We start from the raw sequence: 12,046 nt of genomic DNA, 5'->3' as shown, positions 1-12,046 counted from the left end.
CTACGCGGCGAAAAGTTCCTCCGGTGGGTTTTCCCTCACAACGTTACGCACGGTCCGCTCGTGGACGCCGACGATGGCCGCTACTTCTGCCGCCTTCATTCGCCCCCCATGCATCATCCCCAAGATGGTCTTGTGCAAGAACTCGCGCTGGATAAACGCGCAGTTCGCCGGCTTCATAATCTCGCCGCCGAACGTCCGGCATAGCCTCTCGGCATCGATCCAGCCTAAGATGCGGACAAGCTGGTGATCCAATCGCAAGTTCTTCACGGTTGGGACGTACATGACGACCTGGTTTGACTTTTTCCCCGGCTGCCCGACATAGCAGCGCGGCAATGCCCCGATCAGCATCAGCGCTTGGTCACGCCCAATAACGTCAGCTATTTCTTGCACGCTGTCCGGCAAACGATTCATGGTTTCGCAGTACCTCGCAAGTAGGCGATCAAGTCCGCAAACGTCGGGCAGACTTCCTCGGCGCGAAATGTCCCGCCACTATCGATCTCGCGCCGGATCGCTGCGACCAGGTCTTTCGGCGTATTTCCGGCTATTTGCTTTGCGGTCGCCTTGGCCTTGCCTTGCAATCGCGCTGTCTCGATGTGCTCGGCAATGACAGCGCCGGCACGCCCGCCGCTCTGGCGCACGATCTTCGCCGCGTTGCTCGCGCTGATCTGCTTCTCGGTGACGGCAAGCTTCACGTCGCTGTTTGCGTCGGCGAGCACCAGAGCATCGCTGACGTTCTGCACCGACCGCCCTACCGCATCTGCGATCGCCGCCGGCGTCCAGCCCCATCCGACGAGCTTGCGATACTGCGCAGAGCGCTCCAGCGGCGTCAGGCCCAGGCCCTGCGAGCTGGTGATCAGATGGATGACGCGCTCGGCATCGCCGCCTCGGAATTGCTTGGCGCCCAGCTGGAAGCCGCCATCAGGCTCGCGCACGCCAGGCTCGGCCAACCATTCGACCGCGGCTGTGACCCGGTGGTGTCCGTCGACCGCGATGATCATGCCGTCCTCGATCCGGACCTTGATATCGTCCAGCTCGTTCCCGGCCCGCAGCGACGCTTTGATCGACTCGACGTGCTCGCGGTTAATCGGGCGATTGAACCCAGGTTCGAATTGCACCAGGCGCGGATCAACGCCCCAACTTTTTACGGTCGACACGCCCGGCATGCCGCGCTCTTTCATGACCTTGAGCGAAACTGCTGGCTTTTCGCTGCGCTGATTGGCTTGCGCCGACTCGTTCATTTGACCCATTTTTTTCTCCCATTTATTGGCGGAATACGCCGCCTCTCTTTTGAGTGTTGCTGGTGCTGTCCCTGTACTGGCCTGAGAATTTAGGCGAGTCAGCACGCAACGCGGTCTTTAAGTAGCCTGAACAGGCTGTCGACCGCCTGATCGAACACCGTGGCGAAGTCCGCGCGCCAGACTCCACGTGTTTTTAGACCGTAGTGCGTCATCACGGCCTCGCGCTCGATGACGTCCAGCTCCCAGACCGCCGTGTGTACCTCGCGCACCAAGCGCTTGTTGACCTCGATTTCCATATCCTCGAAGCTGTGAATGCGTGCGCCTGGGGCGCCCAGGCATTGCCGTGGCGCGCCTTCGGCAAGCGGCTCGCCAGTCCTAATCCAGTCTGCCCATCCATCAAGCAGGCGCAGCACGTTTTCGTAGCGCTCTTGCTCTGCGGTGCTGCGCACGATTGGCGGCAGTGTCGCGACGCGAATTGGCTTGAGCGCCGGCGGCGCGCTATCCTCGGTGACGTCAACGAAAACAACGTCCGGTACCGGCGGCGTCTTGACAGGCCAGCGCAGCGTGAGTGTCGGGCGCTTGCTCATGGGCGCACCTCGACGCTTTCGGCTGCCGCTCGGGCCAGCGCTGCGTTATGGCAGGCGATCAGGATCGCGTGCCAGTCACTGCGCTTGGCCCAGTACGTTCCGCGGCACCAGTTCACTTCTTGCATATCGAACTCCTTCATTTTCAGTAACTCCATCAGGCGCTGCTCAATCTTTGCCGGTATCGGGCGCTCGCTTTTTGTCATGCATTTCTCTCGGCCATAGTTGTCATTTAGAGGGGTTGGTTGGAACCCCTCCGCAGTCGGTATGTATGAGGGTTAGGTGTTCCTGGCCCCCGAGCAAAATCAGCAAAAACTTGTATCGAAAGTGACGTATTCACGGATGGTCAGTTCCGCTACGGCTCGCCCAGGCCGCCCCCTCGCTCTTTCGATTGGCGCACTCTGGTGAATGCGCCTGCCAAACGAGCCAAGCATTCCAACTCTGTACCTCTGTTCGCTCCGGCCTGTGCTCTCAGGCCTCGGCAAGGCCCCCTCTGCGCCTTGTTCGTGCTGTGCCTTGGTGTTCGACGGTGCTGTCGGTCTTTTTGCGGTGTGAGCCGATTCAGGCGCTTGCACGTTTTTTCTGGTGTCGTCCGCTCCACCTGGCGCCGCGCTGTTGGCTTGGCTCGATCAGCCCGACGAAATTCGTCTGGCTGGTACCGCATTCGGCTTCGAACGAAATTCGCACGAAGTCGGATGCGGGCTGCTTGCCCTACTTCACGCGCAGCAGCCGCGCTTCCCTCATTACCTTCAGCTTGATGTCGGCGAACACGCTTGCCTGCACTTGGAGCACCGTGCGCTTGCGGCTGAAGCTGTATGCCTGGCCTTCCAGCGCCAGCTCCATCTGCTCCATGGCGTAGTCGTTCCAGTCGGAGCCATGGCAGACCGGCGCCGCGACGCCCACGCCCAGCAGCTCGGCGGCGGCGTGCGCAGCATCGAGGCCAGGGTTGCGGCCGATGCGTGCAGCTGTCTCCAGGTCGTTGTCAGCGCACACGACGCCCATGCCGAACCGATCCATGCGCTCGGCGACGACGGGAAGATTTCCGGCGTTGAATGCGACAACAACACGGCAGTTCGGGATAGCCTGGTAGATGGTCAGGCCAGTAGCGAAGCCCTCGACCAGCACCGTGACGACGGCATTGGGCCGCTCGATGGCGTAATAGGCGCACTTGGTGGTGGCGCCGAAATGGAATTTCTTCTCGCCCTCTGGCGAAATGCGCTGCAGGCTGAGAATCTTGCCGTTGTAGAGCATCGGAACGACCAGCCAGCCTTTGTGATCGACGCGCAGGCCGACGCAGCCGGCCACGCCCAGCCCCTTGTTCACCAGGTACGGGTGGCTGTCGCGCAGCGGCGCGCAGCGGTCATAGAAGGCACGCGCGGCAAACGTGGCCTCGCACAGCGCGGCGCGGCGCTCAGCCTGGCGGCGTGCAATGGCGGCGCGGTCAATCGGCGTGGCCATCGCGGCCGCGTCATCGCTGGCGCGCCACATAACCGGTTCAGCATGAACCGCATAGTCTTGGCACCAGCCGACCAGGCCGTCGTCGGCCAGCTTGATGCTGCCGTTCTTCTTGCGCGGATGGCTCTCGGTCTTGCAGCGAATCCAGCGACCAGGCGTGAACGTATCCGGGACGATGATTCCGTTCGCCTGGACGAATTGCAGGAAGTCGCTCATGCGCGTGCGGCCTTTTTCTTGGCGTGGCCGTAAGCGATCCGCTTATGGTGCAACCAACCGAGCGTTTCGGGAGATGGAGTTGAAGGCGGTAAGCCCTTCGTGCCTGGCGCCGGCCACTCTTTAAACTTATCCTTGTAGTTGGCCAGCACCCAGCTTTCGCTCTTTGCGTTGTCGATCGCGAACTGACGAAGCTCAGTGTAGAAGTTGCGCTTTGCCTCTGGCGTCGGCGCAGCTTTCTTCGACTTCCCGCCCTTCACTTCCGAAAGCGTTCCTTCTGCGTGGATAACCTCGTTTGTTCGGGCATACACGTGGCCGCACGACGGGCATGCCGGCGCAGGGTCATGCACCGAAAAGCAATTCGGGCATTTGCGCGGCTTCTTTTCCGTGGACATCGCCTTCAGCTTCGGCTTGCGGGTTCCGTCATCGAGTTCCGTGGCACCCTTCTCGAAGAATTCGTGCATCGCACCCCAAAAACGAACGCAGTTGCCACTGTGATCGAGCACGATGCACTCGGTCTTGCCTGGGTGGATGCGCAGCCCCCGACCGAGAATCTGAATGTGCTCGGACAGACTGGATTTCAACGGGCGCGCCATGATGATGACCTCGACGTCACTCACGTCGAACCCCTTGCTAAGCGCGCTCACGCTGATCAGACCGCGGATGCGACTGTCTGATTTGCTGAATTCTTCGATCAGGGCATCACGCTCGCTGTCGTCGGTTCGGTAGGTAAATAGATCGGTCAGGACGCCTGCATTTGCAAACTGGCGCTGCATTTCTTCGCAGTGGGCGACGTTGCATCCGAAGGCGATGAATTTCTTGTTGGCGCCGTGTTTAAGGTACTCCGACACGCAGTCGCCAATGATTGGCATCGCACGCTCAGCGGTATCATCGATATCCCACTCGCCCGCCTTAGCCTTTACGCCGGTCATGTCTGGCTCGCTGGCGGCGAATATGCGGTAAGGCACCAGGAATGACTGCCCACCATCCGGGCCAGCAATCAGGTCGTTGGTCGTCACGCCAGATACTACGCAGTCGTAGATTTTGCCCAAGCCTTTGGTTAGAGGGGTGGCCGTCACGCCGATTGCGATTGTGTCGCGGGCGGCCAGGCGGTTCGCGACAGTAGTCGAAATCGTGTGGCATTCGTCGATAACGATAAAATCAGTCTCCGGCCACTCGTCACGGTTTTTCAGCGTGGCCGCGCTTGCAATTTGGATATGCTCCCACGGCCTAGTGCGCTTGTTTTTCGCTTGGATAATCCCGTGCGGAATCCCGTACCGGTCAAAGGTGTCGCTGGCCTGCTTTATAAGTGGCAGCCGATCCACGACAAAGATTGCGCGGCGCTTTTGCTCCAGGCATTTCTTCATGAAGTACGAAACGATCACCGTTTTACCGGCGCCAGTAGGTAGTACTTCGCAGATATTCTTGACGCCGCTGGCGATCTTCTCGAACACGGAACGAATTGACTCGACCTGGTAGGGGCGCAGTTGTATCTGCTCGCTCATGATGGCCTCCGTGCCGCACGTTTTATGAACTCGAATAGATTTCCGTCCTCGCCAATGCCAGCGGCATTGCGCAAATCCTTAAAAAGAGTCTTTTTCTTCTCGACCTCACCCAGGGCATCATTGACATCCGCTAGACGGCTTCGGGCCAAGCTGTCCAGTCGCGCGCACTTCTCGGTCAGCGTGTCGACCTGGCGAGCAAGATCGTCCTGTGTGAGTCGGGCTATGTGGGCTTTGAGGTCAGCCACCTCGATGCGTAGCGCTTCGATCTCTGCGGTTAGGCCCTTGTTTTCTTCGATCAATTGGTCGAAGTGATCGTCCTCCTCTGACGGAAGATCAATATCGTCTGCGGCATAGTTAGTCGTAACAACGACGGGCTCGCTCGATACGGCTGGTGCTGGGCGCGGAGCGGCGATCGACGGCGTCGGCGCAGCGGCCGGCGTATTAGTTGGTGAGATTGGCAGCGGCGGGGATGCGTCAGCTTGCAGCTTGCCGATCTTCGCTGTATTTAAATCGTACGTCGAATCGCCGCGCTGGACGGTACGCACAGGGGGCGCATCTGTCATCGGATGACAGATAGCTCGACGCACGTCGCCAACGAAGTTATTTGAGACCTTGCAATGCCGAGCGATCTGGCGGTCGCTCCAGTCTTCGCATGCGCTGTTGTCGAGTACCATCTTCACGGCGCTGCGCTTGTCGGCATTTGTGCGCGGCAGACCGTGCGTGCCGTTGGCGCCGGCAGAAAAGAGTACCGCGTCGGGCAAAATACCCACCCGAATGTCGCACGCGATTTCGACCAGGCCGGCGGCTTTATGTGCAAGATAGCGGTGGAAGCCGTCGGCCAGCCAATTGCCTGTGTTTGAGCCGTCACTGAAAACCACGACAGGCGGGAACTGGACGCCCTGCTCCAGCGCCTCTGTGTATTCCTCGACTGTCGCGTTGCTGGTCTGTGCCCGTGACTGAGTACCCGCCAGAATATTGATGGCGTCGAGCCTGAGTGTTCGAATTTCGCTCATGTTGGGCCTACTGCCTGAGAGCCGTTGTTGCAACGTGCGGCATCAAGAAATCCCACTCGACCTTCAAGGTGAACATGAGCCCATGGTGCCGCCAGCCGTCAAAAATGAACTTGGTCAGCTTTCGAATTTCATCCCTGGCAATTGTCATTCCGCGCGAATCATCGCCGTCAATCCCTAGATTCAGGTCGTTGCCGTCCAGTGGGGTTGAGACGAGCAACTCGATTGCGAAATCCCACTCGCCGTCACTGCTCTGGACGAGAACGATAAAATCCTTGTGCCCATCGCGGAGCGCCAGAATGGGCTGTACTGCTGCGCCGGCAGTGTTGCGAATCTCCGGCAGTTGAAGAAATTGGTCAGCCATTACGCCCCCCACAGGTTGAGGCGATTGAACGCGCGGATGACCGTCGAGCCCTTGATCAGCTCGCGGCAGTACAGGTGCATGACGGTGCGTTTGATGATGGCTTTCATGCTGTTCTCCAAAATTTGGGCGTAAAGAGGCCACGCGCCGAGCGGGAAGCCGATCGGCGTTTGGTTCAGGTCAGGTTTAATTAGGGTGCGCTGGCGGTGATCGGCGGTGTGCGTGCGACAGACTCAATTTCCGTTCGCGTCACCAGCGGACTCGGCCCATAGATGTCGTCGAACGTTATCGAGACGCCAAGGGTAGCGGCGTGCTTGATCAGTAGAGCGGCCACCTGGGGCGACGGCAGGCCGGCGCCTGATTCATAGTTGGAGATACTGCCCTGCACAATGCCGAGAGCTTTGGCTAAGGCTGCTTGAGAGACCCCGAGGCGGTCGCGTATTTGGCGGATATGGTTCATGTGCACGATATTACTGTTACTGCTGATTGCAGTCAACAGTATTCCTACTTAAACACAAAGAACTTGTTTTCAAACAGGAATACTGATAGGATTAGACCACTATGCCAACTACCTCACCCTCCAACCACACCCGTAGCGATGCCGCCAGGTTAAAAGAGCTGTTTGTTGACTGGCAGAATCGTAGGCGTGACGCCGGCGAACCATACTCGCAAGAGTACGCAGCCGATCTATTGCCCTTCAACCAGAGCGCGCTGAGCCAATATTTGAACGGCAAAATTCCGCTCAATATTGAAGCAGCAACTCAGTTCGCAAAGATGCTGGGATGTACGATCTCGGACTTTAGCCCGACGCTTGCCGCTCGGTACGTTGAGTTCCAAGAAGTGGCAGCCCCGCCGACGCAATATGATCTACCACCTACGCCGCTTAACGCAAGACGCGTCACGGTGAGCAACACACCAACACGCCCAATGACTGCGATCAAGCGCGTAAATCTCAGCCTGCAAGCAGGAATCATGGGGTTTGAGGCATCCCAAGCAACAGACGACGGCGCTACGCTTGAGGTTCCAACGCGTTGGATCGAGGAGAATGACTTCGTTCCACAGTGCCTCTTGGCCATCGAGGTGAAGGGGGACAGTATGCAACCGCTGCTATTTGAAAAAGACATTGTCGTGGTAAACATCGCCGACACCAAGAAAATGAGCGGACGTATTTACGCCATCAACTTCAACGGCGAGGCGGTGATAAAGCGCCTAGTATACCAATCCAGCGAATGGTACCTTGAATCAGAAAACCCGCTGCACAAACGCCGTATGTGCCGTGGTGGCGAGTGCATCGTGGTAGGGCGCGTTGTCCGGTTTGAGGCGATCAACTTCAAGGATCGACTCTAAGCGACTCTCTAATGGTGCGCCGAAGTAGCCCGCAAGACGGGCTATTTTTTCGTCCGTTATCTCCGCAAATAATTATCATAACTGTTGACAATCATAAGCAGTGACACTAATATAATCTATGTCAACCGGCCTCGTCACCGAGGCGTGCGAGGTGCACGCTTGGGCTTCGGTTTAGGGGGGGGATCAGCGGGTGCTTCTAACTGAGCAGCGGATGGGCTTTGCGGATCGGGAAGCGTTCCAGGTTTCGTCTGGAACACTAAGCGCCGTTCGAGGTGCTGAACGATCAAGTCAGCGATTTCGTCGTATTTGCCGGCGTCGGCCCGCTCTACTGCGTTACCGCTGACCCAGTCGGTCAAGTCCTTCTCGAATGTGAAGGCAAGTCGAGCAACGATTTCGCTGTTCATGCTTCGACCATTCTTTTCGGCAGCGCGTGCGATTTGGTCGCGCATTCCGTCGGGGAGCCTGACTATATACCGGTCAAGAACTTCGCTGGGATAGGGTTTTTTAGCCATGTCGCATCTTGATGCCAACTAGGAATATATTCAATGCTTCCGACTTGACATCGATGCCTAGTAGGCATATCTTGCCCCCAGTGCGAACGAAGAATAACGTGAGGAAATCATGAAAAATACATGCGCATCAACACACGCAGACAAGGACCGCTTCATCTTGCGTTTTCACTCTAAGGGGCAGCGCGACATGTTGAAAGCCCGCGCGCAGGCGAACTTGCGCACGATGAACGCAGAGATTCTTTTTTTAATCGAAGCAGGAATTCGCGCGACAAAACACGCTGAGAGTTTGGCCGAAACGCCGAGCTAAAGTTCCAAAATTTTGAGATCTCGTGGCGCTATCGATTTTTGTCGGAAATTGCGTCCGGACCTGTGCACGGAAGAGGATGAGGAAAACTTTGTATTGATAGATAAGTACTACTGACAAGGACGGCTTGCAGGCCATCCTTGTCATTTTTTGCCAACCACCTGGTGAGACAGGAAAGTTGTGGCCAGGGATGTTGACGCATCCGGGGCCGCGTGGATCAGTGCAACCTTTTGAAAGAAGAAAATGACCCGACCAACGAATGTTAACATCAGTATTTTTAATATACAAGCGGTGGATGCAAATTCGCCACTATCGCCCGCATGCCTTCCCCCAGCGCGATACAGTGCTGGCGCCGAGACCCTGGACCACCCGTTAGAGGTGGACGAGCCATGCGGCAACATCATTAATCAGAATGGTGTTGTACTGTGGTATCAATGCCCCGTCAGGGATGCGCAGCTTTTGGCCGATGAGCGGCGAGCCGACGTAGGTCGTTTCCCCGAGTGGCAAGGACCGCTGGCACTGGCCTTGACGCCGCCACGGGCAAGTCAACGCGCTCTTGATATCTTCCCGATGCCACTTCCAGCAGAGCTGCGACTCAGTTCTGCCCCGCCACTGGTCTTCTGCGGAGGGTCAATTGGCCTTGGTAACGACCATCCACTTGTCATTGTCGCATGTGGCGACTGGTGCGAACACATCCGCATCGAAGAAGCGCTGTGCAACATCGACCGTTTCACCGCGCCTTGCCAAGAGCGTATCCTTGCTTGCCTGCCATGCCAGTACGACATGGTAGGTGCATCATGAGCGCGACGAGTGGAAATCCGTTTGATACGGCAAGGAAAGCCGCCAGCGAAATTAATACTGCGCAAATGGACATGCGCGCGCTCAACTCGGCGATCGTGAGCCTGCTGGAAAAATTCGAATACCGCGAGTGCGACCAAGAAACTATCGACACCCTGTACGCGTTCACTCGGCTGATGGGCTCGTCGCTTGAAAAAATCAAGGATGGGCACGGGGCGATTGAAGATCTCGTTTTCGCAAAAACCAGCCCTGTATGCGGAGGTGAAGCATGAAAAAGCATTTCCAAAAGCATGGCGATGAGTATCTGCTCTCCCCTGCTGCTACGCTGATGATGGTGGCCGATGCCATTCACTGCCCGGATGCGGCGACACAAGGCAAGGCCCGAGCACGTCGCGTTTTAAACGCGACTATGGCGGCTGCGCGCGCTGCGAAGTTCGAACAAGCGGACATCCTGGAGACGATGCTGCTGTCCGGCGCCAACGCTGCGCGTGTGCTGCCAGTGTGCGACGCGCTGGTGACGCGCCTCGGCGCGCAGGCGGTGATCGACATCATACGGAATGGTCTGGGCGACGTATCGCAAGGAGGTGCAGCATGAGCTCGTCAACGAAACGTCAAGGCAAGCCGGCGCTGGTCACAGTGCATGCGGTCAACCTTACCCGCGACGAAATCCGCGTGATAGCGCTGTACCGCGCTACGCACGAAAGGAGCCGAGCCATGTTCCTCGGTATGGCACAAGACTACGCCCGGATTTTTCCAAGCCATACCCGGCCAGTGCTCCACCTGGTCAGTGGAGGTGCAGCGTGAACGGCCCGATGGTTCCACTGGTCCTGGCAATGTCGAGCAGGGAAATTGCGGAGCTGACCGAGAAGCGCCACGACAACGTTAAGCGCGACACGAAAGCAATGCTCATTGAGCTCGGCTTAGATCCCCTCAAATTTGAGGGCAAGTACCTGGACGGTCTGAACCGGCGACAGACCGAATATCTACTGGACCGGGAGTTAACCGACACGCTGCTGACCGGATATAGCGCGGTCCTACGGAGGAAGGTCATTGCGCGTTGGCGCGAACTGGAGCGCGAAGTCGCGGCACCAACCCTGCCGAACTTCGCCGACCCGGCAGCAGCAGCGCGCGCCTGGGCCGATGAGGTGGAGGCGAAGCGTGCAGCTGAGGGCAAAGTGCAGCAGCTGGAGCACAAGGTCGCCGACCAAGCGCCGGCTGTGGCCGGGTTCGACCTGATCGCCAGCGCTGACGGCACACTGTGCATCCGCGACGCTGCGGCGACCCTGCAAATGCGCCAGTGCGACCTTACCGACTACCTGATCAGCAAGGGCTGGATTTATGAGCGGGAAGGCGCAGAAGGGTACAAGGCCTACCGCACGCGATTGCAGGCGCTTGACTTGAAATACAAAACCTTTGCATATCCGAGCAAGACCACAGGCGAGCAGAAGGTGCGGCAGCAGGTGCTCATCACGCACAAAGGCCTGACCACGCTGGCGAAGATGATCGCTAGCGACGCGGTGGCACAGAGGCTGGCTGCGCCTGAAAGCCACACCCAGCGCCCACTGCCGCTCGGCCCCGAATAACCCGCGCCGGCAACCAGCAATCGCAAAAAAAGAAGGCCACCCGACGCGCAGACGCCGGATGGCCTGTCACAGCCAAAATTTTTGAAAGCATGCTATGAACGACCAGAAAGATACCACAACGCTGCCTTGCGGCGAATCCTCAATGGATGCAGCGTGAGCACCACCATCAACGAAGTGGACGTCAGGCGCCTGGCCGGCCTGGCCAACGTGATCAGCGCGCTGCTGGCCGCGATCCCGATACTTGAATCTGGAACCCAGATGGAAGCTCTGCAAACCTGCGCCAGCATGGCGGCTGATGTTGCCGACGAGCTGGCGCAGCTGGAGCGGGCGTCGTGAGCGCACGGGACGTTACCCATGCAGCGCTTAAGTGGCACGCGATTCACGCCCATCGCATGGCGTTGAACGCTAAGCGGCTGGCACTCGAAAAAGAAGTGCGCCTTCGCCCTGGTGGTCTGAAATGGGATGCCGGCTACTGGACTTACTCCGATGTCAAGGCGCAGATTACCGCGACCAAACACAAGGAGCGCGCTGCGCTGAAGGTTCTGGCCAAGGCCTGTGCTAAGCAGCGAGCCGAGTTCGAGCAGGCCGAGATCGTTGACGTCGACGTGCGAATGGTCGGCCACGAGAACTGCGCGCCATAACTTACACGTTAATTCAATGCGGCCAGCCAAAGGAACACGCCCCAGTGGCGCGACAATCAACAGAACAAGGATTTACCTAATGACCCATCCTAAAAAGTTTCTACGCTTCAATGATGTATCCATGCTGGTCGGCTTAGGCCGCACCACGATCTACAAGAGGATCAAGGCTGGCACTTTTCCGGCGCCTATCCACATTGGCGAAAAGGCAGTGGCCTGGGATTCTGCCGAAATTGAGTGCTGGCAGGCCGCATGCATCGCAGCGTCGAGGCCGCAATCTGCAATCAAAAGCCCTTTGGAGCATGGTGGGTAGAAAGGTGGGTAGATAGAATTGAAAAAGCCCCTGTCATAGGGGCTTTTTGCTGTTTTTGGCGGAGAGACGGGGATTCGAACCCCGGATAGGCTATGAACCTATACACGCTTTCCAGGCGTGCGACTTCAACCACTCATCCATCTCTCCTGCATTACATCTCCGCCTTCGCGAAGCCGCAGATTATA

Annotated in this window: 19 protein-coding genes and 1 tRNA gene; 9 read left to right on the top strand and 11 right to left on the bottom strand. The window is 58.0% G+C overall.

The features are described 5' to 3' along the window. The 9 genes from PO883_RS14980 to PO883_RS14940 form a co-directional block, all read right to left on the bottom strand. A complete protein-coding gene (locus tag PO883_RS14980) occupies positions 1–411 on the bottom strand; it encodes a hypothetical protein (protein ID WP_289310478.1) in 411 nt (136 codons plus the stop codon). Then, positions 408–1,247 carry a hypothetical protein gene (locus PO883_RS14975; protein ID WP_289310477.1) on the bottom strand — a complete coding sequence of 280 codons (840 nt, stop codon included), beginning with the start codon at positions 1,245–1,247 and terminating at the stop codon, positions 408–410. The genes PO883_RS14980 and PO883_RS14975 overlap by 4 nt, the downstream gene beginning before the upstream one ends. Positions 1,248–1,336: 89 nt before the next feature. After that, positions 1,337–1,825 (bottom strand): hypothetical protein, encoded by a 489-nt coding sequence (locus PO883_RS14970; protein WP_289310476.1) that lies wholly within the window; start codon positions 1,823–1,825, stop codon positions 1,337–1,339. Beyond that, complete coding sequence (locus PO883_RS14965) at positions 1,822–2,028, bottom strand: hypothetical protein (RefSeq protein WP_289310475.1); 207 nt, start codon at positions 2,026–2,028, stop codon at positions 1,822–1,824. Before PO883_RS14965 ends, PO883_RS14970 begins: the two co-directional genes overlap by 4 nt. Before the next feature lie 505 nt (positions 2,029–2,533). Further along, positions 2,534–3,493, bottom strand: coding sequence for a toprim domain-containing protein (locus PO883_RS14960; protein WP_289310474.1), 960 nt, complete (start codon positions 3,491–3,493; stop codon positions 2,534–2,536). After that, complete coding sequence (locus PO883_RS14955) at positions 3,490–4,995, bottom strand: DEAD/DEAH box helicase (RefSeq protein ID WP_289310473.1); 1,506 nt, start codon at positions 4,993–4,995, stop codon at positions 3,490–3,492. The genes PO883_RS14960 and PO883_RS14955 overlap by 4 nt, the downstream gene beginning before the upstream one ends. Further along, on the bottom strand, positions 4,992–6,008 hold the full coding sequence (locus PO883_RS14950; protein ID WP_289310472.1) for a hypothetical protein: 1,017 nt from the start codon (positions 6,006–6,008) through the stop codon (positions 4,992–4,994). Before PO883_RS14950 ends, PO883_RS14955 begins: the two co-directional genes overlap by 4 nt. A gap of 7 nt (positions 6,009–6,015) precedes the next feature. Then, positions 6,016–6,369 carry a hypothetical protein gene (locus PO883_RS14945; protein WP_289310471.1) on the bottom strand — a complete coding sequence of 118 codons (354 nt, stop codon included), beginning with the start codon at positions 6,367–6,369 and terminating at the stop codon, positions 6,016–6,018. Positions 6,370–6,556: 187 nt separating this feature from the next. Beyond that, on the bottom strand, positions 6,557–6,862 hold the full coding sequence (locus PO883_RS14940; RefSeq protein WP_289310470.1) for a helix-turn-helix transcriptional regulator: 306 nt from the start codon (positions 6,860–6,862) through the stop codon (positions 6,557–6,559). A gap of 65 nt (positions 6,863–6,927) precedes the next feature. Here PO883_RS14940 and PO883_RS14935 point away from each other — a divergent pair, with 65 nt between their 5' ends. Continuing rightward, a complete protein-coding gene (locus tag PO883_RS14935; RefSeq protein ID WP_289310469.1) occupies positions 6,928–7,713 on the top strand; it encodes a S24 family peptidase in 786 nt (261 codons plus the stop codon). A gap of 134 nt (positions 7,714–7,847) precedes the next feature. Here the strand turns inward: PO883_RS14935 and PO883_RS14930 are convergent, their stop codons facing one another. Then, a complete protein-coding gene (locus tag PO883_RS14930; RefSeq protein WP_289310468.1) occupies positions 7,848–8,225 on the bottom strand; it encodes an Arc family DNA-binding protein in 378 nt (125 codons plus the stop codon). A 109-nt stretch (positions 8,226–8,334) separates the two neighbouring features. On the opposite strand from PO883_RS14930, the gene PO883_RS14925 reads away from it, so the two are divergent. The 8 genes from PO883_RS14925 (at position 8,335) to PO883_RS14890 (ending at position 11,861) form a co-directional block, all read left to right on the top strand. Further along, positions 8,335–8,532 (top strand): Arc family DNA-binding protein, encoded by a 198-nt coding sequence (locus tag PO883_RS14925; RefSeq protein WP_289310467.1) that lies wholly within the window; start codon positions 8,335–8,337, stop codon positions 8,530–8,532. Positions 8,533–8,772: 240 nt separating this feature from the next. After that, positions 8,773–9,330 (top strand): hypothetical protein, encoded by a 558-nt coding sequence (locus PO883_RS14920; protein ID WP_289310466.1) that lies wholly within the window; start codon positions 8,773–8,775, stop codon positions 9,328–9,330. Continuing rightward, the gene (locus PO883_RS14915; RefSeq protein WP_289310465.1) at positions 9,327–9,599 is read left to right on the top strand and encodes a hypothetical protein; all 273 of its coding nucleotides are present in this window, start codon (positions 9,327–9,329) and stop codon (positions 9,597–9,599) included. The genes PO883_RS14920 and PO883_RS14915 overlap by 4 nt, the downstream gene beginning before the upstream one ends. Continuing rightward, positions 9,596–9,922 (top strand): hypothetical protein, encoded by a 327-nt coding sequence (locus tag PO883_RS14910; protein WP_289310464.1) that lies wholly within the window; start codon positions 9,596–9,598, stop codon positions 9,920–9,922. The genes PO883_RS14915 and PO883_RS14910 overlap by 4 nt, the downstream gene beginning before the upstream one ends. Before the next feature lie 205 nt (positions 9,923–10,127). Then, a complete protein-coding gene (locus PO883_RS14905) occupies positions 10,128–10,910 on the top strand; it encodes a phage regulatory protein/antirepressor Ant (RefSeq protein WP_289310463.1) in 783 nt (260 codons plus the stop codon). A gap of 153 nt (positions 10,911–11,063) precedes the next feature. Next, positions 11,064–11,246 carry a hypothetical protein gene (locus PO883_RS14900; protein ID WP_289310462.1) on the top strand — a complete coding sequence of 61 codons (183 nt, stop codon included), beginning with the start codon at positions 11,064–11,066 and terminating at the stop codon, positions 11,244–11,246. Next, entirely contained in the window at positions 11,243–11,551 is a 309-nt protein-coding gene (locus tag PO883_RS14895; RefSeq protein WP_289310461.1) for a hypothetical protein, read from the top strand. Before PO883_RS14900 ends, PO883_RS14895 begins: the two co-directional genes overlap by 4 nt. A 79-nt stretch (positions 11,552–11,630) precedes the next feature. Then, complete coding sequence (locus tag PO883_RS14890; RefSeq protein WP_289310460.1) at positions 11,631–11,861, top strand: AlpA family transcriptional regulator; 231 nt, start codon at positions 11,631–11,633, stop codon at positions 11,859–11,861. Positions 11,862–11,917: 56 nt separating this feature from the next. On the opposite strand, the gene PO883_RS14885 is transcribed toward PO883_RS14890, so the two are convergent. Then, positions 11,918–12,008, bottom strand: a tRNA-Ser gene (locus PO883_RS14885). Positions 12,009–12,046 lie beyond the last annotated feature (38 nt).

It is taken from the genome of Massilia sp. DJPM01 (assembly GCF_030348125.1).
In the GTDB taxonomy this organism is placed as follows: domain Bacteria; phylum Pseudomonadota; class Gammaproteobacteria; order Burkholderiales; family Burkholderiaceae_D; genus Telluria_A; species Telluria_A frigida.
Note: the sequence above shows the minus strand (reverse complement) of the source record. Positions and strands in the feature narration are given on the sequence as shown.

What these genes read in the sequence shown, in the direction of transcription:
- PO883_RS14980 (WP_289310478.1), bottom strand. Translation starts at nt 411, where the DNA reads ATGAATCGTTTGCCGGACAGCGTGCAAGAAATAGCTGACGTTATTGGG.
- PO883_RS14975 (WP_289310477.1), bottom strand. Translation starts at nt 1,247, where the DNA reads ATGGGTCAAATGAACGAGTCGGCGCAAGCCAATCAGCGCAGCGAAAAG.
- PO883_RS14970 (WP_289310476.1), bottom strand. Translation starts at nt 1,825, where the DNA reads ATGAGCAAGCGCCCGACACTCACGCTGCGCTGGCCTGTCAAGACGCCG.
- PO883_RS14965 (WP_289310475.1), bottom strand. Translation starts at nt 2,028, where the DNA reads ATGACAAAAAGCGAGCGCCCGATACCGGCAAAGATTGAGCAGCGCCTG.
- PO883_RS14960 (WP_289310474.1), bottom strand. Translation starts at nt 3,493, where the DNA reads ATGAGCGACTTCCTGCAATTCGTCCAGGCGAACGGAATCATCGTCCCG.
- PO883_RS14955 (WP_289310473.1), bottom strand. Translation starts at nt 4,995, where the DNA reads ATGAGCGAGCAGATACAACTGCGCCCCTACCAGGTCGAGTCAATTCGT.
- PO883_RS14950 (WP_289310472.1), bottom strand. Translation starts at nt 6,008, where the DNA reads ATGAGCGAAATTCGAACACTCAGGCTCGACGCCATCAATATTCTGGCG.
- PO883_RS14945 (WP_289310471.1), bottom strand. Translation starts at nt 6,369, where the DNA reads ATGGCTGACCAATTTCTTCAACTGCCGGAGATTCGCAACACTGCCGGC.
- PO883_RS14935 (WP_289310469.1), top strand. Translation starts at nt 6,928, where the DNA reads ATGCCAACTACCTCACCCTCCAACCACACCCGTAGCGATGCCGCCAGG.
- PO883_RS14930 (WP_289310468.1), bottom strand. Translation starts at nt 8,225, where the DNA reads ATGGCTAAAAAACCCTATCCCAGCGAAGTTCTTGACCGGTATATAGTC.
- PO883_RS14925 (WP_289310467.1), top strand. Translation starts at nt 8,335, where the DNA reads ATGAAAAATACATGCGCATCAACACACGCAGACAAGGACCGCTTCATC.
- PO883_RS14920 (WP_289310466.1), top strand. Translation starts at nt 8,773, where the DNA reads ATGACCCGACCAACGAATGTTAACATCAGTATTTTTAATATACAAGCG.
- PO883_RS14915 (WP_289310465.1), top strand. Translation starts at nt 9,327, where the DNA reads ATGAGCGCGACGAGTGGAAATCCGTTTGATACGGCAAGGAAAGCCGCC.
- PO883_RS14910 (WP_289310464.1), top strand. Translation starts at nt 9,596, where the DNA reads ATGAAAAAGCATTTCCAAAAGCATGGCGATGAGTATCTGCTCTCCCCT.
- PO883_RS14890 (WP_289310460.1), top strand. Translation starts at nt 11,631, where the DNA reads ATGACCCATCCTAAAAAGTTTCTACGCTTCAATGATGTATCCATGCTG.